20 protein-coding genes and 1 pseudogene are annotated in these 22,741 nt (G+C 56.8%); 16 read left to right on the top strand and 5 right to left on the bottom strand.

The genetic code is table 11. The annotated features are described in order from the left end of the window. Positions 1-53: 53 nt before the first annotated feature. Positions 54-2,120, bottom strand: coding sequence for a TonB-dependent copper receptor (locus VGM55_RS20425; RefSeq protein ID WP_154188149.1), 2,067 nt, complete (start codon positions 2,118-2,120; stop codon positions 54-56). A gap of 104 nt (positions 2,121-2,224) precedes the next feature. After that, complete coding sequence (locus VGM55_RS20420; protein ID WP_414648300.1) at positions 2,225-2,605, bottom strand: DUF2946 domain-containing protein; 381 nt, start codon at positions 2,603-2,605, stop codon at positions 2,225-2,227. Positions 2,606-2,798: 193 nt separating this feature from the next. Between VGM55_RS20420 and VGM55_RS20415 the strand changes: the two genes are divergently transcribed. Further along, positions 2,799-3,053 carry a YkgJ family cysteine cluster protein gene (locus VGM55_RS20415; RefSeq protein WP_154188069.1) on the top strand — a complete coding sequence of 85 codons (255 nt, stop codon included), beginning with the start codon at positions 2,799-2,801 and terminating at the stop codon, positions 3,051-3,053. On the opposite strand, the gene setB is transcribed toward VGM55_RS20415, so the two are convergent. After that, complete coding sequence (gene setB / locus VGM55_RS20410; protein WP_331636483.1) at positions 3,050-4,234, bottom strand: sugar efflux transporter SetB; 1,185 nt, start codon at positions 4,232-4,234, stop codon at positions 3,050-3,052. The two genes, VGM55_RS20415 and setB, sit on opposite strands and share 4 nt — an antisense overlap. Before the next feature lie 386 nt (positions 4,235-4,620). Here setB and fruB point away from each other — a divergent pair, with 386 nt between their 5' ends. From fruB to nadS, 5 genes are all read left to right on the top strand, one after another. Further along, positions 4,621-5,751, top strand: coding sequence for a fused PTS fructose transporter subunit IIA/HPr protein (gene fruB / locus VGM55_RS20405; protein ID WP_331636482.1), 1,131 nt, complete (start codon positions 4,621-4,623; stop codon positions 5,749-5,751). Then, positions 5,751-6,689 (top strand): 1-phosphofructokinase, encoded by a 939-nt coding sequence (gene fruK, locus VGM55_RS20400; RefSeq protein ID WP_154188066.1) that lies wholly within the window; start codon positions 5,751-5,753, stop codon positions 6,687-6,689. The genes fruB and fruK overlap by 1 nt, the downstream gene beginning before the upstream one ends. A 16-nt stretch (positions 6,690-6,705) precedes the next feature. Continuing rightward, entirely contained in the window at positions 6,706-8,403 is a 1,698-nt protein-coding gene (gene fruA / locus VGM55_RS20395) for a PTS fructose transporter subunit IIBC (protein WP_154188065.1), read from the top strand. Positions 8,404-8,689: 286 nt separating this feature from the next. Beyond that, positions 8,690-9,019 carry a type II toxin-antitoxin system RelE/ParE family toxin gene (locus tag VGM55_RS20390; RefSeq protein ID WP_331636480.1) on the top strand — a complete coding sequence of 110 codons (330 nt, stop codon included), beginning with the start codon at positions 8,690-8,692 and terminating at the stop codon, positions 9,017-9,019. A gap of 3 nt (positions 9,020-9,022) precedes the next feature. Then, entirely contained in the window at positions 9,023-9,307 is a 285-nt protein-coding gene (nadS, locus tag VGM55_RS20385) for a NadS family protein (RefSeq protein ID WP_154188063.1), read from the top strand. Between the two features lie 42 nt (positions 9,308-9,349). Here the strand turns inward: nadS and nfo are convergent, their stop codons facing one another. After that, positions 9,350-10,207 carry a deoxyribonuclease IV gene (gene nfo / locus VGM55_RS20380; RefSeq protein WP_331636478.1) on the bottom strand — a complete coding sequence of 286 codons (858 nt, stop codon included), beginning with the start codon at positions 10,205-10,207 and terminating at the stop codon, positions 9,350-9,352. A gap of 86 nt (positions 10,208-10,293) precedes the next feature. Beyond that, positions 10,294-11,343 (bottom strand): YeiH family putative sulfate export transporter, encoded by a 1,050-nt coding sequence (locus VGM55_RS20375; protein ID WP_154188061.1) that lies wholly within the window; start codon positions 11,341-11,343, stop codon positions 10,294-10,296. Between the two features lie 125 nt (positions 11,344-11,468). On the opposite strand from VGM55_RS20375, the gene yieE reads away from it, so the two are divergent. The 10 genes and pseudogenes from yieE (at position 11,469) to cirA (ending at position 22,282) form a co-directional block, all read left to right on the top strand. After that, a complete protein-coding gene (gene yieE / locus VGM55_RS20370; protein WP_154188060.1) occupies positions 11,469-12,335 on the top strand; it encodes a DNA-binding transcriptional regulator YeiE in 867 nt (288 codons plus the stop codon). A gap of 183 nt (positions 12,336-12,518) precedes the next feature. Continuing rightward, positions 12,519-13,304, top strand: coding sequence for a transporter substrate-binding domain-containing protein (locus VGM55_RS20365; RefSeq protein ID WP_154188148.1), 786 nt, complete (start codon positions 12,519-12,521; stop codon positions 13,302-13,304). Between the two features lie 10 nt (positions 13,305-13,314). Continuing rightward, complete coding sequence (locus VGM55_RS20360) at positions 13,315-13,983, top strand: amino acid ABC transporter permease (protein WP_154188059.1); 669 nt, start codon at positions 13,315-13,317, stop codon at positions 13,981-13,983. Next, positions 13,980-14,636, top strand: coding sequence for an amino acid ABC transporter permease (locus VGM55_RS20355; RefSeq protein ID WP_331636476.1), 657 nt, complete (start codon positions 13,980-13,982; stop codon positions 14,634-14,636). The genes VGM55_RS20360 and VGM55_RS20355 overlap by 4 nt, the downstream gene beginning before the upstream one ends. After that, a pseudogene (locus VGM55_RS20350) lies at positions 14,617-15,355 on the top strand (amino acid ABC transporter ATP-binding protein). Before VGM55_RS20355 ends, VGM55_RS20350 begins: the two are co-directional and overlap by 20 nt. 188 nt (positions 15,356-15,543) lie before the next feature. Further along, complete coding sequence (locus VGM55_RS20345; protein ID WP_331636474.1) at positions 15,544-17,013, top strand: amino acid permease; 1,470 nt, start codon at positions 15,544-15,546, stop codon at positions 17,011-17,013. 179 nt (positions 17,014-17,192) lie between these two features. Beyond that, positions 17,193-18,308, top strand: a complete 1,116-nt coding sequence (locus VGM55_RS20340; protein ID WP_331636503.1) for an ABC transporter substrate-binding protein — start codon at positions 17,193-17,195, stop codon at positions 18,306-18,308. Between the two features lie 15 nt (positions 18,309-18,323). Further along, on the top strand, positions 18,324-19,400 hold the full coding sequence (locus VGM55_RS20335) for a FecCD family ABC transporter permease (protein ID WP_038481087.1): 1,077 nt from the start codon (positions 18,324-18,326) through the stop codon (positions 19,398-19,400). After that, the gene (locus VGM55_RS20330; RefSeq protein ID WP_096753968.1) at positions 19,397-20,185 is read left to right on the top strand and encodes an ABC transporter ATP-binding protein; all 789 of its coding nucleotides are present in this window, start codon (positions 19,397-19,399) and stop codon (positions 20,183-20,185) included. The genes VGM55_RS20335 and VGM55_RS20330 overlap by 4 nt, the downstream gene beginning before the upstream one ends. Before the next feature lie 126 nt (positions 20,186-20,311). Next, a complete protein-coding gene (gene cirA / locus VGM55_RS20325; protein ID WP_154188054.1) occupies positions 20,312-22,282 on the top strand; it encodes a catecholate siderophore receptor CirA in 1,971 nt (656 codons plus the stop codon). Positions 22,283-22,741 lie beyond the last annotated feature (459 nt).

Raw genomic sequence — 22,741 nt, 5'->3', positions numbered from 1 at the left:
CCTGGCTGGTGAGTCGTTAAGCGTAATGGCCCCGGTAGACGAGGCCTGGATGATTAAAACGTGACGTTTACTTTGCCCCAGACCGTTCGGCCGGGTTCATTAACCGGGGTGTTGGACGAATAGCCAAAGCTGCTGTTGCCCGCCAGGTTCAGGTGCTCGCTGTAGGTTTTGTTAAACAGGTTATCGACCCCGGCACTAAGCTTGATAGCTTTGCTGAGACGATAAGCCGCGTTGGCGGAGAAAATCGCGAAGCCGCTGCTTTTGTCAAAGTCTTTGCCAACAACGTTGCCTTCATTCAGCGCTACCCGCTGCTGGTGGCTGACCACGCGAAGCAGGCCGGTACTGCTCCAGTCTCCTTGTTCCCACGTCAGGCCGACGCGCGTTTCCAGCGGGGCAATTTGCGGCAACGGCTGGTGGTCGCGGGTGTTTTGCCCCCTGGCGTAGGCAAGGCTGGCATCCGCCTTCCAGGCTTCACTCAGCGCATAGCTCATGCCCATTTCGCCGCCCATAATCGTGGCGTCAACGTTATCGGCCTGGCTAACGCGTACGTTATTGGGGTCATAGCGGAAGAGAATAAAATCATTCACCCGGCCAAGATACGCAGAAACCCAGCTATTAAAGCGCTCGCCGCTGTACTGCGCGCCAATGTCTAACTGCGTGGTTTTTTCCGTTTGCAGGTTATCGAAGACATTTTTAGAGCCATCAGGCCCGTAGGTGGGCGAAAACAGCTCCCAGTAATCCGGGAAGCGTTCGGTGTAGCCAACGCCGGCATACAGCATGACCGGGATGTCGCTGAGCGTTTGCTCATAGCGAACAAAACCTGCCGGTAATGTTTTGCTGCGCACGCTGGCGCCCACGCCCGTATCGTTATTGACGCGCGTGCGGTCGAGGCGCGTGCCGCCGATAACTTTACCGTTGGCGTCAGCATTCCAGGTTAGCTCGCTAAAGACGCCAGCGTCCTGGAAACGAGCATCTTGCTTCCAGCCGGCATCCTGCTTGCTGCGGTGGGTGCTTTGCTGGCCGTCGAGGCCGCTGCGCAGTTCGTAATCTGACCAGATCCAGGTGCCCATCATACGTCCGCCAATCGTGCGGCGATCGAGCTGCATCGCCATCGGCATATTCATGCTCATCGACGAACCCATGTCCATTGCGCCGCCCATATCCATGCCCATCGATGAGGCCATGTGCCCGCCAGACATCCCGCCGGACATTGTCCCTGGCGATCGTAGCGAGTAGTTATCCATGATGTGGTTGGCATAGTTGTAATAAACGTTGGTTTCGAACTTATTGAACACGTCGCCAATGTTCGATGCTTCAAAACGCGCGCCGAGGCTGTCTCGCCTGAACTGCGAGCCGTCCATGCTGCGCCCGGCATAGCGAGCTTCGCCGTTGCCTTTGCCTGCGGTCAGCTCGAGCAGCGTGTCCTTGTTGGGCGTCCAGCCCAGGGCCACGTCGGTGTTCCATTTATCCCACTTTGAGGCCACCCGGTTACCGTTGCCGTCTTCGTAATCACCTGAGTGGGATTTATTGCCGATCAGGCGTAGATAACCTTCCTCATTGCCGAGACTAACGTCCGCGTTGCTGTCCCAGCGCTGATTAGAGGCGGTAAGCAGGCTTGCGGTGCCCTGAATGCCCGCTTTTTCAAAGCGTGGCGGTTCCCTGTCGAAGCGCACCGTTCCCGCCGAGTTACCCGGCCCCCAGAGCACGCTTTCTGGCCCCTTAATCAGCGTCAGCAGGTCAAAGCTTTCCGGCGAAATATAAGAGCCTGGGGCATCCATTCTGGCCGGGCAGGCGCCCGGCATTTCACCATTATTGGTAAGAATACGCAGGCGGGAGCCGAACATACCGCGAAATACCGGGTCACCGTTGGTGCCGCCATTGCGGATTTGCGAGAAGCCGGGAATCGTCTTCAGATAGTCAGACCCGTCGCTTGCCGGAACGGGCTGGCGGGGTGTTTTAGGAGACGTTATAACCTCCAGCGGCGATGAGGCCGGAGAGGTGACTATCATCACGGAATCATCCTGCATATCCATAGCGTCATGCGCTCCCGCCGCGATGGCCGCGTGAGAGGTGATAGCCAGCAGTATCAGCGATACCAGCGGCTTTAAATGCGTTTTCATCATTGCCTTACTGTCCTTCAGGCGTAACGTCGCCGTTCTTGATCAAAAGAACGAGACAACGCTTCAACGTTGCCGCCAGCGTTACGCAGTTAATTATTAGAGTGTTATGCGATGTAAAAGGCAGCAAAGGGCGGGGCGCGGGCCGGATGAGGTGACCAGGGGCGAGATACCGTTGCGCAGCACAGGGCGAGCACCGGCGTTCGGCGCACGCAAATCAACAACAACAGCAGTAAAACGGTCAGGCAAAACTGAATAAAAGGCAGGTGGATCAGCAGCTGGCAGTATCCGCAGGCGATCTCTTCCCCGGGCGACATCCCCGGGCCGGACATCAGCATATTATGCGGCATTGACGCCTGGGGGCACGGATCGGGCATGGGCATATGATGGTCCATGTCAGACATGTCCATTGTCATCATCATGCTGCTGTGTTCGCAGGCTGAATGGTGCATCAGCGATTTTGAAATAACCGGTGCAATAAATAGCATCGCAACGGCAAGCAGCGCCAGCCAGCAGGCCGTTTGCTTAAAGCGTTTGCGCCAGGACAAAACGTTACCGATCCGTAGTCATTGTGGCGCAAGTGTATCCTGGAAGAACGAATGATGTTAAATGAATTGTTAGATTGACGCAGGCACAGGGTCTGCTATTGTCACGCACCCTCTGACGCTGGTGGAAACGCGAATGGATTGTCGTCCGGACTGCGGCGCCTGCTGTACCGCGCCTTCGATATCAAGCCCTATCCCCGGCATGCCCGAGGGGAAACCCGCCAACACGCCCTGCGTTCAGCTGGACGAGCGGCTGCGCTGCAAGCTGTTTGGCTCGCCTTTACGGCCTAAAGTGTGCGGGGGGCTCCAGCCTGCTCGCGAGATGTGCGGCACCTCGCGCCAGCAGGCTATGGCATTTCTGATTCACCTTGAAGCCGCAACGGCGCCTTAAATATCTTTGATGCGGGCCATGCAATAAACGCTGATGGCTATCATCCCCAGCGCGATGAAGAAAACGCTGTGGTAGTTCCAGATCTCGGCAACAACCCCTGCAAGCGAACCGGCAATAATCCAGCCCACGCGCGTAGTATTGGTATAAAGCGTGGTGGCCGCCCCCGCCTGGCCCGGCATGAGATCCTGAAAATAGATCATGCCGATCCCGGCCAAAATCCCGATAAAAATGGCGTTTAACAGCTGCAGCCCCAACAACATATATTCATTGGTCAGCGCCACCATCCCTATATAGAACAGCAACCCTGCTGCGACGGCAAAGCGCATCAGGAAGCGTTTACCGAAGCGTTTAGCGTAGTAGCCCGCAATCAGCATGGTCGGAATTTCCAGCCCGGCAGCGGTGCCCATCATTACCCCGGCGAGCTTCTCCGGCAGATGTAGCTCATTGATGATATAGAGCGGCATGTTAATGATATACAGGCTGTTGCAGCCCCACATCATGGTACAGGCGGCAAATAGCAGCAGGGCATCCCGGCGGTTGCGACGCGGCGATTCCAGCGTTGCTGTCGTTTTCACCGTGGGCTCTTTGCGCATCGACGGTAAAAACAGCCAGACCATCGCTCCACAAATGACGAAGGCAAACGCCGCACTCAGGTACATCACCTTGAAGCCGAACCCCATCGCCAGCGCGTAGGCAATCGGCGGTCCAATAACCCAGGCAAGAGAAACCTGCGCACGCAGGATAGAGCTGAACATCACCGCTTCGCGCCCGGTGTGGTCGGCATGCTCGCGGGCAAGCGCAAACATTTGTGGGTTGGCCGTGGAGCCGAAGCTGCTGAGAAATACCCCGACGAACAGCAAAATGAAGTAGTTACGGTTCCAGGCGAACAGGACGCAGCCCAGCGCGCCCAGCAGACAGCAGGCAAAAATCAGCGTTTTACGGTCGCCTTTGCGGTCAGAGCGCCCGGCTAAAAACTGACTCACCAAAATACCTATCACCGCGCTGCCGGTGAAGAAAAATCCCACCAGCGCGGGGCGAACATGAACTTCATCGGTCAAAAACAGGCTTAGCGTCGGCGTTTGTAGCGCCCCGGCAATGCCGGTCAAAAAAGCGACAATCAGGAAAGCGGATGACGAGAAATCAAGGGGCTTACGGGCGGCGGTAACGGGAGCGTTTTGCATGCTATCGGGTGACAGAAAAAAGAATGCGCGGAGTGTACGCCCGTTGTCATTAAATAAACAGATTTACCCGCCAGCTCTGCGAGGCCGCCAGCACAAATTATCCACAGAATAGAGCCCCGGGCCGGGAACATTTGGTATAGCTGAAGTTTGCTGACGCTGGACGGTAATGGCCTTTTCAGACGCTGAACTTACCGTCTGCTAAAATGAAAATGTGCTGAAGCTCTAAATTTAGAAAGCTGAAATACGAGAAATGTTGCGCGGAAAGTGGAATTAGCACAACAATCCTTGAAACGTTTCAGCGTCATCTTAGGCATCCCGCCACACGGAGATGACGTCTTTTTTCTCAGAAAAGCTGAATCGTTTCAATTCAGCGAGAGAGGAGATTTATGTTCCAGTTATCTGTGCAGGATATTCACCCTGGCAACGCTGCCGGGAGCAAAGAAGAGGCTATCCGCCTGGTTGCCGCTGCGCTCGCGCAGGCCGGTAACGTCGGCGAAGGCTATGTGAACGGTATGCTGGCGCGTGAGCAGCAGACGACAACCTATTTAGGCAACGGGATTGCTATCCCGCATGGCACCACCGACACGCGCGGTCTGGTGCTGAAGACCGGCGTCCAGGTTTTCCAGTTTCCGCAGGGGGTGGAATGGGGCGAAGGCCAGACCGCCTATGTGGCGATTGGTATTGCTGCCAGCTCCGATGAACACCTTGGCCTGCTGCGCCAGCTGACCCATGTGCTAAGCGATGACGACGTTGCTGAACAGCTGAAATCCGCCGCCAGCGCCGAAGAACTTCGCGCGCTGCTGATGGGCGAAAAACAAACAACCTCGCTACTGCTGGATAACAGCCTGCTGGCGTTGAACGTCGATGCCAGCGACCTGATGACGCTGCAGGCACTAAACGCCGGACGGCTAAAACAGGCAGGCGCGGTAGATGCCGCTTTCGTCAGTAATGTTATCGCTGGTAATCCGCTGTATCTCGGTCAGGGCATCTGGCTGAACGACAGCGCGGAAGGTAACCTGGCCAGCGCTGTGGCCGTTAGCCGCCCGGCGGCAGGCTTTGAAGCGAGCGGAAACCCGGTGAATTTGCTGATGACCGTCGCCGTTGCCGACGAGCAGCCGCTGCAGGTGCTGAACCGCCTGAGCGATATGCTTATCGGTAACCGTGCTGACAAACTGTTAAGCGCCGATGCGCCAGCGTTGCTGACGCTGCTGACCAGCGACGATGCACCCGCGGTAGAGGCGCTGAGCGCCGAATTCACCGTGCGCAATGAACATGGCCTGCATGCCCGCCCGGGTACGGCGTTGGTCAATACCATAAAACAATTCAATAGCGAAATTACCGTGACAAACCTTGATGGAACCGGCAAACCGGCAAATGGACGTAGCCTGATGAAAGTTGTGGCGCTGGGTGTGAAAAAAGGGCATCGCCTGCGCTTCACCGCGCTGGGTGAGGATGCTGAACTGGCGCTGAAGGCGATTGGCGATGCCATTGCTGCAGGTCTTGGGGAGGGCGCGTAATGACCAGACGTGTTGCGACAATTACCCTGAACCCGGCCTATGACTTAGTCGGCTTCTGCCCGGAAATCGAGCGCGGTGAAGTCAACCTGGTTCGCACCACCGGCCTACATGCTGCCGGGAAGGGTATCAACGTTGCCAAAGTGCTTAAAGATCTTGGCATTGACGTCACCGTCGGCGGCTTCCTGGGCAAAGATAACCAGGACGGCTTCCAGCAGCTCTTCAGCGAGCTGGGCATTGCGAACCGTTTTCAGGTCGTACAGGGCCGTACCCGTATCAACGTCAAGCTAACCGAAAAAGACGGCGAAGTGACCGATCTTAACTTTTCCGGTTTTGAGGTTACCGGTACAGACTGGGAGCGTTTCGTTGCCGACTCCCTGAGCTGGCTCGGCCAGTTCGATATGGTGTGCGTCAGCGGCAGCCTGCCTGCAGGCGTTTCTCCGGAAGCGTTCACCGACTGGATGACCCGCCTGCGCAGCCAGTGCCCGTGCATCATCTTCGACAGCAGCCGTGAAGCGCTGGTTGCGGGCCTGAAAGCAGCGCCGTGGCTGGTGAAGCCTAACCGTCGCGAGCTGGAAATTTGGGCCGGTCGCAAACTGCCTGAGCTGAAAGACGTGATTGAAGCGGCACATGCGCTGCGCGAGCAGGGGATTGCCCATGTGGTGATTTCTCTCGGCGCTGAAGGGGCGCTGTGGGTTAACGCCTCCGGGGAATGGATTGCCAAACCACCAGCTTGTGAAGTTGTGAGTACCGTTGGCGCAGGGGATTCGATGGTCGGCGGCCTGATTTATGGCCTGCTGATGCGTGAGTCCAGCGAACACACGCTGCGCCTTGCTACCGCCGTTGCCGCCCTGGCCGTCAGCCAGAGCAACGTAGGCATAACCGATCGTACACAGCTGGCCGCGATGATGGCTCGTGTCGACCTGAAACCTTTCCACTGACAGCAGGAGACAGGCAATGAAAACGCTGTTAATTATTGAGCCGGGACTGGGGCAGGCGCGCGCATATCTCGCGAAAACGCTGCTCGGTGCCGCTGCGCCAAAAGCGCACCTCGACATCATTGATAACCCGAACGATGCTGAGCTGGCGATTGTTGTCGGGAACGCTATTCCTGCTGATACTGCGCTGAACGGCAAAAAGGTGTTCCTCGGCGATATCGACAGAGCCGTTCAGCACCCGGAGCTGTTCCTGAGCGAAGCAAAAGGTAAGGCACAGACGTACACCGCGCCGGTGGCCGCTGCACCTGCTCAGGTTGCTTCTGCGAAGGGGCCGAAGCGTATTGTCGCCGTCACCGCCTGCCCAACCGGCGTGGCGCACACATTTATGGCAGCCGAAGCGATTGAAACCGAAGCGAAAAAACGTGGCTGGTGGGTGAAGGTTGAAACCCGTGGCTCCGTGGGCGCAGGTAACGCGATTACGCCTGAAGAAGTCGCCGAGGCGGATCTGGTGATTGTGGCGGCCGATATTGAAGTCGACCTGGCAAAATTTGCCGGTAAGCCGATGTACCGTACCTCTACCGGCCTGGCGCTGAAGAAAACGGCTCAGGAGCTGGATAAGGCGCTGGTTGAAGCCAAACCTTACGAAACGGCTGGTAAAGCAAGCACCGCTCAGGAGTCCGGTAAGAAAGAGAGCGCAGGCGCGTATCGTCACCTGCTGACCGGCGTTTCTTACATGCTGCCGATGGTGGTGGCGGGCGGCCTGTGTATCGCACTTTCCTTTGCCTTCGGGATCCAGGCCTTTAAGGAACCCGGCACGCTTGCCGCTGCGCTGATGCAGATTGGCGGCGGTTCCGCGTTCGCGCTGATGGTGCCGGTTCTGGCGGGCTACATCGCCTTTTCTATTGCCGACCGTCCAGGCCTGACGCCGGGTCTTATTGGCGGCATGCTGGCAGTTAGCACCGGCTCAGGCTTTATCGGCGGTATCATTGCCGGTTTCCTTGCGGGCTATATCGCGAAGTTGATTAGCGCTAAGCTGAAGCTGCCGCCAAGCATGGAAGCGCTGAAGCCGATCCTGATCATTCCGCTGTTCTCAAGCCTGGTGGTTGGCCTGGCGATGATCTACCTGATCGGGACACCGGTGGCTAAAATCCTGGCGGGCCTGACCCACTGGCTGCAAACCATGGGCACCGCGAACGCGGTCCTGCTGGGCGCAATTCTGGGCGGGATGATGTGTACCGACATGGGCGGCCCGGTGAACAAAGCGGCATACGCTTTTGGGGTTGGCCTGCTCAGTACCCAGACTTATGCGCCAATGGCGGCAATCATGGCCGCAGGCATGGTGCCACCTCTGGCGCTGGGCCTGGCCACGCTGGTTGCTCGCCGTAAGTTTGACAAGGCGCAGCAGGAGGGTGGCAAAGCGGCGCTGGTACTGGGGCTGTGCTTCATTACCGAAGGGGCGATTCCGTTTGCCGCTCGTGACCCGATGCGCGTTCTGCCTTGCTGCATCATCGGCGGCGCGCTGACGGGAGCGCTGTCCATGGCGGTTGGCGCCAAGCTGATGGCGCCGCACGGTGGACTGTTTGTGCTGCTGATCCCTGGCGCGATTACCCCGGTGCTGGGTTACCTGCTGGCTATTGTGGCCGGTACGCTGGTGGCTGGCCTGTCCTACGCCTTCCTCAAGCGTCCTGAAACGGAGCTGACGGCGAAAGCGGCTTAATCCCTCCTCAACGTCTGCCTTCCTGTTAAAGGCAGACGTTTCTCTTCTGCCTTCATTTTTTATTCCCTGCAATCCCTTAAATACCTCTCAGCATGCTCTTTCGGGATCTCTCCCGCATACATGAAAACCCTCCAACTCGTTACAGCCCTTTACTAAGCCCTTTGCACAATCCTGATATTTCAACCTTGTCTCCTGCCGGGTAAAAACGAATATTTTGGCCAGGCAAACAAGATGGGTGTACTATGTACCCAATGGTGTACTTAGTACCCTCAAGGACGGGGGCACGATGACTCACGCTATTACTTTTATTGAGACGACGTTATTTACTCGCCAGATTAAACAGCTCGCGACGGATGACGAACTTAGCGCGCTACAAAAGGAGTTAATCGGATCGCCGGAGAAAGGCGACCTGATACAGAAAACCGGAGGATTACGGAAGATCAGGATGGCAACCGGCGTCAGGGGGAAAAGCGGAGGCGCAAGGGGTGTTTATTTTTTGGCAACGGCGGAGGTGATTTGGCTGATTATGGCCTGGCCGAAGAATATAAAAGAAGACCTGACGGCCGCGGAAAAAACTGAACTCAGGAAATTGACTAAATTATTGAAAGGTAAATAGAGCATGAGTTTTTTTAATGACCTTAAATCTTCGCTTGAAGAGGCGGTGGAGATTAAAAATGGCGCGAAGGCCCCTGCAAAGGTGGTTCGCTATGACGTGGCGGATGTCCGGGCGATCAGAGAGCAGTTGAATGTTTCACAAAGTGAAATGGCAAAGGCTTTAGGCACCAGCGTTGACACCATCAAAAGTTGGGAATTAAAGCGCCGGAACCCTACGGGCCTTGCCGCAAAAGTGCTGGCGACGATTCAGGCCAACCCGGCATTCTATTATGAGCTGGCAGCACGCTGAGCGTTGCTGCCAGCTAAGATCCAGGCGCAATTCGCTTAAGAACTAAGCTGTAGCTTCTTCGTGCTGCTGCGCCTTAAGCCAGGCTATTTCTTCCGCCCAGATATCCGGATTAGTGGTTTCCAGAATTAACGGGATGCCGTCGAAACGTGCATCGCGCATGATCCAGCTGAACGGCGTGTGGCCGATGTTGCCGAGGCCCAGGCTGTTATGACGGTCAACGCGGCTGCCAAATTCACTTTTCGCATTGTTAAGGTGCATACCGCGAAGGTACTTAAAGCCGACAATGCGTTCGAACTCGCTAAAGGTATTTTCACAGTCTTCTTCGGTACGCAGATCGTAACCGGCGGCAAAAGCGTGGCAGGTATCAATGCAGACGCCAACGCGGGACTTGTCTTCCACGCCGTCAATGATGGCCGCGAGATGCTCAAAGCGGAAGCCGAGGTTGCTGCCCTGGCCTGCGGTGTTTTCGATAACCGCGGTTACGCCCTCGGACTTTTCCAGCGCAATATTAATCGACTCGGCGATGCGCTTCAGGCATTCCTCTTCCGGAATTTGCTTCAGGTGGCTGCCGGGGTGAAAATTCAGCAGCGTCAGCCCCAGGTCCTGGCAGCGAACCATTTCGTCGATAAACGCCTCGCGGGATTTTTCCAGCGCCTCTTCAACCGGATGGCCGAGGTTAATCAGGTAGCTGTCGTGAGGGAGAATTTGGCCCGGACCGTAGTGATATTTTTCGCAGGCGCTTTTAAAGCTGTCGATAATTTCGCTGGCCAGCGGCGCGGCGCGCCACTGGCGTTGATTCTTGGTGAACAGGGCAAAAGCGGTGGCTTCCAGTTCGTGGGCGCGGATGGCGGCGTTTTCCAGGCCGCCCGAGGCGCTAATGTGCGCTCCAATAAACTTCATCTGTCTTCTCCTGTTTCTTGACGGGCAGAACCCGCTATCGGTAATCCGTCATGATAGCGGGTCAGGAGGCTTTTTTCCGTATTGAATTATGCGATCAGGTGGTGAATCGCCAGGTTAATGCCCGCGCCACCGACAATCAGCCAGATGAACAGCACCAGCGCCATCAACAGAGGGCGCACGCCGGCCTTTTTCAGCGCGCTGACGTGGGTTGTCAGGCCGAGCGCGGCCATCGCCACCGCCAGCAGGACGGTATCCAGCGTTACCAGCAAATTAACCACGGCCTGCGGCAAGAAGTGGAAGGAGTTGAAAATCGCCACCACGATAAACAGTATCGCAAACCATGGGATAGTGATTTTGCGCGTCTGCGCGCTGCCAGCCGGCGCCAGAGACTTAACGCGGGCGGCAAGGAAAATCAGGAACGGCGCAAGCATCATCACGCGCAGCATCTTGGCAATGACCGCTGCGTTCTCGGTTTCCGGGCTAATCGCATGGCCTGCAGCCACCACCTGAGCGACCTCATGCATCGTCGACCCGGTGTAGATCCCGAAGGTTTCCGGCGTAAACCAGTGGGTGACGAACGGGTAAATCATCGGGTAGACAAAGATAGCGAGCGTCCCGAAGATAACCACGGTTGCCACCGCCACGGTGACTTTGCTGGCCTCGGCCTTGACCACGGGCTCTGTGGCAAGCACCGCCGCCGCGCCGCAAATGCTGCTGCCCGCGCCAATCAGCCAGCTGGTTTGTTTATCCAGACCGAAGACTTTTTGGCCGAGCCAGCAGGCGAGGGCGAAGGTGCTGCACAGCGTCAGCACGTCAATCAGCAGGCCACTTACGCCGACGTCGGCAATTTGCGAAAACGTCAGGCGGAAGCCATAAAGAATAATGCCGAGGCGCAGCAGATGCTGCTTGGCGAACAGCACGCCGCCGTCGCACTGCTGCCAGATTTTTGGGTAAACGGTGTTGCCGACAATCATGCCGCAAAGGATGGCAAGCGTCAGGGCGCTAAGACCGACGCCGGCCACCGCAGGGATATTGCCGAGCCATAACGCCAGTCCGGTAATGGCGGCGGAAAGCGCCAGCCCCGGTAAAAAGTGCCACAGCGTGTGGCGGTGAGCTTGTACTGTGAGTGCAGTCATAACCTTCTCCTTTGTCATGGCAAAAAGGCTACGCCTCGCTGGCATAAAAATAAAATTGATTATATATTTATAATTAATCTTTATAAGTGGTAAGCAACGCGCTGCCACCACAGGAAAGCCCCCTTATGCATATCACGCTGCGGCAACTTGAAGTGTTTGCTGAAGTCCTTAAAAGCGGCTCGACCACCCAGGCATCCCAGATGCTGTCTCTGTCCCAGTCGGCGGTAAGCGCCGCCCTGGCCGACCTGGAAGGGCAGCTTGGGGTTCAGCTTTTCGACAGGGTCGGGAAGCGGCTGGTCGTCAACGAGCACGGCAGGCTGCTCTATCCGCGTGTGGTGGGGCTGCTGGAGCAGGCGGGTGAAATAGAACAGCTGTTTCGCGAGGATAACGGCGCGATCCGTGTTTATGCCAGCAGCACCATTGGCAACTACATTCTGCCGGAGATGATTGCCCGCTACCGGCGCGACTTTCCGAAGCTGCCTCTCGAGCTTAGCGTCGGCAACAGTCAGGACGTGATTAACGCGGTGGCGGATTTCCGCGTCGATATCGGGCTGATTGAAGGGCCCTGCCACATGGCAGAGCTGGTGACTGAACCGTGGCTCGAAGATGAGCTAGTGATCTTTGCTTCGCCGGGAAACCCGCTGGTACATCAACCGGTCACGCTTGAAAACCTGGCAAAACAGCCGTGGATCCTGCGTGAGCGTGGCTCAGGCACCCGTGAGATTGTCGACTATTTATTGCTTTCGCACTTGCCGAAGTTTCAGCTGGGCATGGAGCTGGGCAATTCGGAGGCGATCAAGCATGCGGTGCGCCACGGGCTGGGCATCAGCTGCCTGTCCCGCCGCGTCATTGCCGAACAGCTGGAAAGCGGCTCGTTGGTGGAGGTTGTCGTCCCGCTCCCTCGCCTGGTGCGCACGCTGTACCGTATCCACCACCGCCAGAAGCACATCTCTAACGCGCTGCTTCGTTTCCTGCGCTACTGCGAAGCATAATGCACCAAGATCTTGCAGCTGCACCCGATTGGGGTGTAACTGCGAGGCAGCTTTCCCCCCGATAACCTCCTTTCACCGTGATGTAGCAACAATCTTGGCGATTCAGCTTCGTTGGCACATTAGTTGCAGATTTGAATTCAAAGAATCTTTTGTTTCAATCAGGCGACGAGGCTGCACATGACGATGAAAAAATGGTTGTTCTCTTTAGTTGGCGCGACGGTTCTGCTGGCTCAGGCGGGGGCGGTAATGGCCGACCAGCTGCAGGATATTGAAAAGCGCGGCGTGCTGCGCGTGGCGGTTCCGCAGGATTTCCCGCCTTTTGGCTCAGTCAATGCTGACCTGAAACCGCAGGGCTATGACATCGATATGGCGGCCTACCTGGCGAAAGGGCTGAAAGTCAAACTGCAGCTGGTGCCGGTGACCAGCGCGAACCGTGTCCCGTACCTGCAAACGGACAAGGTTGACCTGGTGATTTCAAGCCTCGGCAAGAACGCGGAACGTGAAAAGGTCATCGATTTTAGCCGCGCCTATGCCCCGTTCTTCCTCGGCGTATTTGGCCCTAAAGATGCTACCGTAGCTGATGCTAAAGCGCTTAGCGGCAAAACCATTGGCGTGACTCGCGGTGCTGTGGAGGACATGGTATTAACCGACCTGGCACCGAAAGACGCCGACGTGAAGCGCTACGAAGATAACAACACCACAATCTCCGCTTATCTCTCCGGCCAGGTGCAGTACATCGCCACCGGCAACCTGGTCGTGGCGGCGATTGCCCGCCAGACACCCACCAAAGCGCCGGTCAGTAAATTTATGCTGAAAGACTCGCCTTGCTATATTGGGCTGAAAAAGAACGAACCTGCGCTGAAAGCGAAGGTAGATGAGCTGATTGGCGACGCGCTGAAGGACAACACCCTGAATACCCTGTCGCAGAAATGGATGCAGGCGCCGCTGCCTGCCAACCTCGGCGCCTGAGGAGCGGGGGATGACCACGCAACTTGATTTTGCCGGTCTGCTGCCTTACTGGCCGGAGCTACTCTCCGGCCTGTGGGTGACGCTGGGACTCACTTTTATGGCGACGGTCGGTGGCGTTGCCATCGGCATTACCGGGGCGGCCATTCGCAGCGGCAAACCGGGGCTGCTGAGCCTGGTATGGGGCGGTTACGTGGAGCTAATCCGCAACACGCCGTTTGTGGTGCAGCTGTTCTTTATTGTTTTCGGACTACCGGCGCTGGGGCTAAAGCTCAACGCCGGGGAAGCGGCGCTTATCGCGATGTTGATTAACCTCGGGGCTTACAGCACCGAAATTATCCGGGCGGGCATTCAGGTGACGCCGAAAGGGCAGTGGGAAGCCGCCCGCGTGCTGGGCTTGACGCGTAGCCAGACGTTTTTACGCGTGGTGCTGCCGCCTTCCCTGAAGCGCATTTATCCGTCGCTGGTCAGCCAGTGCATTATCGTGATGCTGGGGTCTTCCGTGGTGTCGCAGGTTTCTTGCGAAGACCTGACGTTTGCCGCCAGCCTCATCCAGTCACGCACCTTCCTCAGTTTTGAGGTCTATCTGGTGACAACTTTAATGTATCTGGTGCTGTCTTTAATTATGCGTCAGCTGCTGCTGGCAGCAGGGCGAAAATGGCTGGGGAGTGATGTCGGATGATGACGTTTACCGACTGGGATATCGTGCGCAACCTGCTGCTGGCGGCCCGCTGGACGGTGCTGCTGTCGCTGATTGCGTTTTTTTGCGGCACGCTGGTGACCTTGCCGCTGCTGCTGCTTCGCATCAGCCGCTGGACGTGGCCAAAACGTTTCATTAGCGCTTATGTCGCGCTGTTTCAGGGCACGCCGCTGCTGATGCAGCTGTTCCTCGCTTTCTTCGGTATCGCGCTGTTCGGTATTGACGTGAGCGCCTGGACGGCGGCGACGCTTGCCCTGACGTTATTTACCAGCGCGTTTCTGCTGGATATCTGGTACGGCAGCATTCGTGCGTTACCCAAAGGCCAATGGGAAGCCTGTCGTTGTCTCGGTTTGAGCTTCGGGCAGACGCTGTTTCGGGTGATTGCCCCGCAGGCAATGCGCATCGCCGTTGCGCCGACGATCGGGTTTTCGGTACAGGTGATTAAGGGCACCGCGCTGGCCTCGATTATTGGTTTTGTTGAGCTGACCAAAGCCGGCACCATGCTGAATAACGTGACGTTTGAGCCGTTTAAAGTGTTTGCCCTGGTGGCGCTCGGCTATTTCTTACTTTGCTATCCGCTGTCGCGCTACAGCCGCTATCTGGAGAAAAAATTCCATGCCGCTCATCACCATTAATGACGTACAAAAATATTACGGCGACAACCACGTGCTGAAGGGCGTCAGCCTTGATATCGACATGGGCGAAGTGGTGTCGATCATCGGCCGCAGCGGCTCCGGTAAAAGTACGTTGCTGCGCTGCATGAACGGGCTTGAAGGTTACCAGGACGGCAGCATCAAGCTTGGCGGCATGACCATCACCGACCGTGAATCTCAGGCGAGAGAAATCAGCCGTTCCGTGGGGGATGGTGTTCCAGAGCTTTAACCTGTTCCCGCATATGACCGCGCTGGAAAACGTGATGCTGGCGCCGCGACGGGTCCTGAATAAGAGCGCTGCCGAATGCCGTGAGCTGGCGCTGGAGATGCTCAACAAAGTCGGCCTGGGCGAGCGCGTGGATTATTACCCGGCCAATCTTTCCGGCGGCCAGCAGCAGCGCGTTGCCATTGCCCGCGCGCTGGCAATGAACCCTAAAGTGCTGCTGTGCGATGAAATTACCTCGGCGCTCGATCCTGAACTGGTGGGCGAAGTGCTTAAAGTTTTGGAACAGCTGGCGGCAGAAGGCATGACGCTGATTCTGGTGACTCATGAAATGAACTTTGCCCGGGAAGTCGGCGATCGCGTGGTGTTTATGCATCAGGGCAAAGTGTGGGAGCAGGGGGAGAGCAAGTCGTTTTTTGCCAGTCCTCGTACTCAGGAATTGCAGCAGTTTATCTCGTCCGTACGCGGGCTCGGTTAATCTTTGACCGCCGGTCGGCTGAATGCGCCGGCGGTTTTTAATTCCCCTCAACTTATCGGCCTGATTAGCGACTTGCTAATAATTGCCGGGCGATCATGAAGCTCTCTTATAACCCGGGATTTCTGCTATCTGAATAAAGACGTTTTGTTACAATCTTGCCTCATTTTTTGGATAGGCAACAATTTCCTATGGTTTCACAAGATAAAACGACAGAAGCGCCTGGCTTACGCCGCGAATTAAAGGCGCGCCACCTGACGATGATCGCCATTGGCGGCTCCATCGGTACGGGGCTTTTCGTTGCCTCTGGGGCGACAATTTCTCAGGCGGGGCCGGGCGGCGCGCTGCTCTCTTATATGCTGATTGGCCTGATGGTGTACTTCCTGATGACCAGCCTGGGCGAGCTGGCGGCGTTTATGCCGGTCTCTGGTTCCTTCGCAACCTACGGCCAGAAATATGTAGAAGACGGCTTCGGCTTCGCGCTCGGCTGGAACTATTGGTACAACTGGGCGGTAACCATCGCCGTTGACCTCGTCGCCTCGCAGCTAGTAATGAATTACTGGTTCCCGGACACCCCAGGCTGGATCTGGAGTGCGCTGTTCCTCGGCATCATGTTCCTGCTTAACTGGATCTCCGTGAAGGGCTTTGGCGAAGCGGAATACTGGTTCTCGCTGATAAAAGTGACCACCGTCATCATCTTCATCATTGTGGGTGTGATGATGATCGTGGGTATTTTCAAAGGGGCACAGCCGGTAGGCTGGAGCAACTGGACAACCGGCGACGCGCCGTTTGCCGGGGGCTTTGCCGCAATGATCGGCGTAGCGATGATCGTAGGCTTTTCTTTCCAGGGCACCGAGCTTATCGGGATTGCCGCCGGTGAGTCCGCGGACCCGGAGAAAAATATCCCTCGCGCCGTGCGTCAGGTGTTCTGGCGAATCCTGCTGTTCTATGTGTTCGCGATCCTGATTGTTAGCCTGATCATTCCTTATACTGATCCAAGCCTGCTGCGCAACGACGTGAAAGACATCAGCGTCAGCCCGTTCACCCTGGTGTTCCAGCACGCGGGCCTGCTCTCTGCGGCGGCGGTCATGAACGCCGTTATCCTCACGGCGGTGCTGTCGGCGGGTAACTCCGGGATGTACGCTTCCACGCGTATGCTTTACACCCTGGCCTGCGACGGTAAGGCGCCGCGTATCTTCGCGAAGCTGTCTAAAGGTGGCGTGCCGCGTAACGCGCTTTACGCTACCACCGTCATCGCTGCGCTCTGCTTCCTGACCTCTATGTTCGGCAACCAGACCGTTTACCTGTGGCTGCTGAATACCTCCGGGATGACAGGCTTTATCGCCTGGTTGGGGATTGCCATCAGCCACTATCGCTTCCGTCGCGGCTACGTGCTGCAGGGCAACGACATTAACGACCTGCCGTACCGTTCGGGCTTCTTCCCGATTGGGCCGATCTTCGCCTTTGTGCTGTGCCTTGTCATCACGCTGGGCCAGAACTACGAAGCTTTCCTGTCTGACACCATCGACTGGGGCGGCGTCGCGGCAACCTACATCGGCATTCCGCTGTTCCTGGCTATCTGGTTCGGCTACAAGATAACGAAAGGCAGCCGCTTCGTGCGCTACAGCGAAATGGAATTCCCGAAATTCCGTGAAAAATAAGCCAAAGTAACAATAAGTTACTCTTTAAAGGGCGTGATTATCACGCCCTTTTTCTATTCTGCTGGCAATCAATAATGCCAACGGGCTATAGTATTCAACAATTAAATTGATAACCATTATCATTTGCTTTATCGTTAACACCATTCTTTAAGGAACGAAGGAGCGTTAGCATGAAGCGTATGATTAAATTAAAAAATATCTGTCTTGCACTGGCATTAACCGCCTCCGGTTTGCACGCCGCAATCGCCGCGACGGTGACCGACATCGTCGGGCGTGAAGTCACTATCCCGCAGAAGGTTGATCGCATTTTGCTGGGGGAAGGGCGGCTGTTTTATGCTCTGGCGCTGCTGGAAGGGCAAAAGCCGATCGACCGTATCGTTGGCTGGCAGGGAGACTTCCGTAAGCTGGACACGCAGACTTACGCGCAGTACAAAGCAAAATTCCCGAAAATCGATGATATTCCGCTGATTGGCAGCACCACGGCCGACAGCGTCAGCCCGGAAAAAGTGCTGACGTTGCACCCTGACGTGGCGATTTTTGGCCTGTCTGGTCACGGGCCTGGCCGCCATAGCGAGCTGGTTTCCCAGCTTGAAAAAGCGGGCGTGCCGGTGGTCTTCGTTGATTTTCGTACCTCGCCGCTTAAAAATACCTTGCCGAGCATGCGCGTGCTGGGCAAAGTGTTGCATCGCGAGAAGCAGGCCGATGATTACATCGCCTTTTATGAAGCAAACCTGAAAAAAATAACCGATGTCACCGGCAAGATGGCGGTGAAAGATAAACCTTCGGTGTTTATCGAACTGCGTGCTGCGGCAATGGAAGAGTGCTGTGGATCCGCCGGTAAAGGCAACATGGGTGATTTTATCGACCTGGCAGGCGGCAACAACATAGCTAAAGACCTGCTGCCGGGCGCGCTGGGTACGGTAAACCTGGAAAAAGTACTTGCCGCTGACCCGCAAATCTACATTGCCAGCGGCGGCAAAGCGCCGGGAGCGACTGCACCGGGCGTGGTGCTGGGGGCTCAGGCAACAAAAGCAGAAGCTCAGGCCAGCCTGCAGACCGTGCTGGAGCGTAAGGGCATTGACCAGCTAACCGCGGTGAAAGAAGGGCGCGCCTGGGGCGTATGGCATAATTTCTACAATTCGCCTTACAACATCCTCGCTATTCAGGCGATGGCGACCTGGTTCCACCCGCAGCAGTTTGCTGAGGTGAACCCGGAGCAGACGATGCAGCAACTTTATAAACAGTTCCTGGCGGTAGAGCCAACGGGAACGTACTGGACCGATCTTAAGAAGTAACGAAGGTAAGACTTGATGAGTGCCACCACCGATCCGATGCCAAACGAGGCGCAGCCTGCCACTATTATGGGGCGCTACCAGCAGGTGCTACGTCACCGCTATTTGCTGATGGGGGCGTTGGTCATTGCGATCTTAGCCTCGCTGCTGCTGGACTTTACCCTTGGCCCTTCCGGGCTGCCGCTGGATACGCTGTGGCAGACCCTGATTGACCCGGCCAGCGCGAATGCCGGTACGCGGGTGATCGTGTGGGACATTCGTCTGCCGTATGCGCTGATGGCGCTGCTGGTCGGCATGGCGCTGGGCCTGGCGGGGGCGGAGATGCAAACCATCCTCAATAACCCGCTGGCCAGCCCGTTTACGCTCGGCGTTTCCTCGGCGGCGGCCTTTGGTGCCGCGCTGGCGATTATTCTCGGCATCGGTATTCCTGGGGTGCCCGATCAGTGGTTTATCTCTGCCAACGCCTTTGTCTTTGCGCTGTTTGCCGCGCTGATGCTGGACGCCATTACCCGCTGGACGCGCGTGGCGAGTTCCGGCGTGGTGCTGTTTGGTATCGCGCTGGTGTTCACCTTTAATGCCCTGGTGTCGATGCTGCAGTTTATCGCCAGCGAAGACACGCTGCAGGGGCTGGTGTTCTGGACGATGGGCAGCCTGGCGCGTGCCTCCTGGGACAAGCTCGGCGTGCTGCTGCTGGCCTTTGCCATCATCATGCCTATTTCTATGCTCAGCTCCTGGAAGCTGACCGCGCTGCGCTTAGGCGAAGATCGCGCCGTCAGCTTTGGCATCGACGTGAAGCGCCTGCGTTTAGGCACTCTGCTACGCATCAGTATTTTGTCCGCGCTGTCGGTTGCCTTTGTTGGCCCCATCGGCTTCATTGGCCTGGTCGCGCCGCATATCGCCCGTATGCTGTTTGGCGAAGATCATCGTTTTTACCTGCCGGGCAGCGTGCTGGTCGGCGCGCTGGTGCTGTCCCTGGCGTCGGTTGCCTCTAAAAACATTATCCCTGGCGTCATCATTCCGGTGGGGATCGTCACCTCGCTGGTGGGCGTGCCGTTCTTCCTGAGTATTATTCTTCGCCATAAGGGGAACGTGTGATGCAGGGTTTACAGATTGATGCATTCAACGCCGGTTACCCGAAGCGTAAAATTATTGAAAACCTCAGCGTGCCGACGCTGCCACGCGGCAAAATCACCGTGCTGCTGGGGCCAAACGGCTGCGGTAAATCGACTTTACTGCGCTCGCTGGCGGGCCTGAACCGTGCGGAAGGGCAGCTGTATCTCGACGGTGAAGACCTGATGGCTTTGCCGTTTGCCAAACGCGCTGAAAAAGTCGTTTATCTGCCGCAGTCGCTGCCGCAGGGCGTACATCTGCATGTGCTGGAATCCATTATCGTGGCCCAGCGCGCGTCCGGTGGCCGCCACAGCGCTGAAAGCGAAGCGCAGGTCATGCAGCTGCTGAAACAGCTGGGGATCTCACATCTGGCTTTGAGCTACCTGGATCAGCTTTCCGGCGGGCAAAAACAGCTGGTGGGCCTGGCGCAGTCTTTGATCCGTCGACCATCTTTGTTGCTGCTGGACGAGCCGCTGAGCGCGCTGGATTTGAACTATCAGTTCCACGTCATGGATCTGGTGGCCCGCGAAACCCGCGAGCGCAACATCGTCACCGTCGTTGTGGTGCACGATATTAATATTGCTTTACGCCATAGCGAGCATGTTCTCATGCTGCGCGACGGCAAACTGGTTGCCAGCGGTGAGCCGGAGGAAGTGATTACTCCGCGCAGCCTGGCCCAGGTTTACGGCGTGAAGGGGCGCATTGAACGCTGCTCACAGGGTGTTGCCCAGGTGCTGATCGACGGCCTGGTGGAAACGCCCACCGTATAACAACGCATTTCAGAAATACTAAGGAACCCAGTATGCAGCCTGCGGCCAATGTAGCCGCTGGCGCATAGTGCAATGTGAGCGCTAAACGGTTGTTTCGTTTGTAATTCACCTCATGGAGAGAAAGAAATGTTAAGGTTGAATCCCATTGTTCGGGGAGGACTCTGTGCATCTGTACTCGGCCTGGCTTTCCCCGTCATCGCCGACGATCGCGAAGAAACCCTCGTTGTCACCGCGTCAGCCACCGAACAAAACCTCAAAGATGCGCCCGCCAGTATCAGCGTTATCACCCAGGACGATTTGCAAAAGAAACCGGTCACTAATCTGAAAGATGTGCTGCAGAACGTGCCCGGCGTTCAGTTAACCAATGAAGGCGATAACCGCCGTGGCGTCAGCCTGCGTGGGCTGGACAGCAGCTATACCCTGATTCTGGTCGACGGCAAGCGAGTGAACTCCCGCAATGCGGTATTCCGCCATAACGACTTTGACCTGAACTGGATCCCGGCGGATGCGATTGAACGTATCGAAGTGGTGCGCGGGCCGATGTCCTCGCTCTATGGTTCCGATGCCCTCGGCGGCGTGGTGAATATTATTACCCGTAAAGTGGGCAAAGCCTGGCACGGCACCTTTACCGTGGATTCAACCGTTCAGGAGCACCGCGACCGCGGCGATACCTGGAACGGTAACTTTTTCACCAGCGGCCCGCTGATTGACGACGTGCTCGGCGTAAAAGTCTACGGTAGCCTGGGCAAGCGACAGAAAGACGGCCAGCAGGCTTCGACAGCTAACGCCAATGGCCTGACGCCGCAGATTGAAGGGTTCACTTCGCGCAATGCCAGCACCGAGTTTTCGTGGACGCCTGCCGACAATCAGGATGTCACCGTAGGCTACGGCTTTGACCGCCAGGACAGGGAATCTGACTCGCTGGATAAGAACCGCATCGAACGTCAGGATTATTCCCTCGGCCATAACGGACGCTGGGACTTCGGCAATACCGAACTGCGTTTCTACGGCGACAAAATTGATAACCTTAATCCGGGGAATAGCGCGGCCATCACCTCGCGCAACAATAGCCTCGACGGCAAGCTGGTGTTGCCGCTCAGCGACATCAACCAGTTCCTGACCTTCGGCGGCGAATGGCGGCACGACAAGCTGAGCGACCCGGTGAATATTACCGGCGGTAATAGTTCTAAAACCTCGGCCAGCCAGTACGCCCTGTTTATTGAAGACGAATGGCGCATCTTTGAGCCGCTGGCGCTGACCACCGGCATTCGTATGGATGACCATGAAACCTACGGCGACCACTGGAGCCCGCGTGCCTATCTGGTGTATAGCGCGACCGATACCGTCACCGTTAAAGGCGGCTGGGCAACGGCATTTAAAGCGCCGTCGCTGCTGCAGCTTAGTCCGGACTGGACCAGTAAGTCCTGCCGTGGCGCCTGCCAGATTGTCGGCAGCCCTGACCTGAAGCCGGAAACGAGCGAGAGCTTTGAACTGGGCCTGTATTACGCCGGGGATGAAGGCATCCTTGATGGTGTGACCGGCAGCGTAACCGCTTTCCAGAATAACGTTGAGGATATGATTGATATTCAACGTACCGCGGACCGCAGCGTAGCGCCGTCTTACTCAAACTTTGTTGGTTTTGATAAGAGCGGTAACCCAATCTTCCGCTACTACAACGTGAACAAAGCGCGTATTCGCGGTGTGGAAACCGAGCTGAAAATACCGTTTAACGACCAGTGGAAACTGTCGCTGAACTACACCTATAACGACGGACGCGACCTGAGCAACGGCGGCAATAAACCGCTGCAGAAGCAGTCGTTCCATACCGCCAACGGGACCGTTGACTGGGCGCCGCTGGAAGACTGGTCGTTCTATGTTTCGGCGAACTACACCGGCAAGCAGCGCGCAGTATCAGCCACCGATAAAACCCCGGGCGGCTACATTGTGTGGAACACGGGCGGGGCCTGGAAGGCGACGAAGAACGTGAAGGTGCGCGCGGGCGTGCTGAACCTGGGCGACAAGGACCTGAATCGTGATGTCTACAGCTACAATGAAGACGGCCGTCGCTACTTTATGGCGCTGGATTATAGTTTCTAAGCGGTAGATACCGTCTCTCTAAGAGGTGTGTCTTATACATATTCTTCCTGGAGAGGTCCTTAGTTCAGCCGTTATTCCGTTCACCCATAGATCTGTTTTCCCTGCTCGTTCAGAGCACGGTGAACGTGTGAGGGGGAATTACGCCATTCCCCCTCACAACCCCCGGCGCCCGGCGAACTCATCGCCGCTGAAGCGGTAAACCCACCGGCTATCACCCAAACATTCGGGGTCGTTCGCGATTCGTTCCCGACGATCGCTCTCTTTCGCTGTTCCCGACAGCTCAACCCCGCCTGAGTTGGGTCATACCCGGGGGCGATGAGAGCCGGGAACAAGGGCGTGGCTGTGGAACCGGAAGCGACTGTGATGTTCCGTGTTGCTGGGGTTAAAAGCGAGGCACGGTTCCGGCTTAAATCGCCTCCGTTTTCTCTTCGACTGGCCAGGGTCCGGACGTCGGGAACG

Origin of the sequence: Cedecea sp., from assembly GCF_036500665.1 — a bacterium.
In the GTDB taxonomy this organism is placed as follows: domain Bacteria; phylum Pseudomonadota; class Gammaproteobacteria; order Enterobacterales; family Enterobacteriaceae; genus Cedecea.
The sequence above is the reverse complement of the archived record's forward strand: the minus strand, read 5'-3'. Positions and strand labels throughout refer to the sequence as shown.

Coding starts and splice junctions, on each gene's coding strand:
- VGM55_RS20425 (WP_154188149.1), bottom strand. CDS start 2,120: ATGAAAACGCATTTAAAGCCGCTGGTATCGCTGATACTGCTGGCTATC.
- VGM55_RS20420 (WP_414648300.1), bottom strand. CDS start 2,605: ATGCTATTTATTGCACCGGTTATTTCAAAATCGCTGATGCACCATTCA.
- VGM55_RS20415 (WP_154188069.1), top strand. CDS start 2,799: ATGGATTGTCGTCCGGACTGCGGCGCCTGCTGTACCGCGCCTTCGATA.
- setB (WP_331636483.1), bottom strand. CDS start 4,234: ATGCAAAACGCTCCCGTTACCGCCGCCCGTAAGCCCCTTGATTTCTCG.
- fruB (WP_331636482.1), top strand. CDS start 4,621: ATGTTCCAGTTATCTGTGCAGGATATTCACCCTGGCAACGCTGCCGGG.
- fruK (WP_154188066.1), top strand. CDS start 5,751: ATGACCAGACGTGTTGCGACAATTACCCTGAACCCGGCCTATGACTTA.
- fruA (WP_154188065.1), top strand. CDS start 6,706: ATGAAAACGCTGTTAATTATTGAGCCGGGACTGGGGCAGGCGCGCGCA.
- VGM55_RS20390 (WP_331636480.1), top strand. CDS start 8,690: ATGACTCACGCTATTACTTTTATTGAGACGACGTTATTTACTCGCCAG.
- nadS (WP_154188063.1), top strand. CDS start 9,023: ATGAGTTTTTTTAATGACCTTAAATCTTCGCTTGAAGAGGCGGTGGAG.
- nfo (WP_331636478.1), bottom strand. CDS start 10,207: ATGAAGTTTATTGGAGCGCACATTAGCGCCTCGGGCGGCCTGGAAAAC.
- VGM55_RS20375 (WP_154188061.1), bottom strand. CDS start 11,343: ATGACTGCACTCACAGTACAAGCTCACCGCCACACGCTGTGGCACTTT.
- yieE (WP_154188060.1), top strand. CDS start 11,469: ATGCATATCACGCTGCGGCAACTTGAAGTGTTTGCTGAAGTCCTTAAA.
- VGM55_RS20365 (WP_154188148.1), top strand. CDS start 12,519: ATGAAAAAATGGTTGTTCTCTTTAGTTGGCGCGACGGTTCTGCTGGCT.
- VGM55_RS20360 (WP_154188059.1), top strand. CDS start 13,315: ATGACCACGCAACTTGATTTTGCCGGTCTGCTGCCTTACTGGCCGGAG.
- VGM55_RS20355 (WP_331636476.1), top strand. CDS start 13,980: ATGATGACGTTTACCGACTGGGATATCGTGCGCAACCTGCTGCTGGCG.
- VGM55_RS20345 (WP_331636474.1), top strand. CDS start 15,544: ATGGTTTCACAAGATAAAACGACAGAAGCGCCTGGCTTACGCCGCGAA.
- VGM55_RS20340 (WP_331636503.1), top strand. CDS start 17,193: ATGATTAAATTAAAAAATATCTGTCTTGCACTGGCATTAACCGCCTCC.
- VGM55_RS20335 (WP_038481087.1), top strand. CDS start 18,324: ATGAGTGCCACCACCGATCCGATGCCAAACGAGGCGCAGCCTGCCACT.
- cirA (WP_154188054.1), top strand. CDS start 20,312: ATGTTAAGGTTGAATCCCATTGTTCGGGGAGGACTCTGTGCATCTGTA.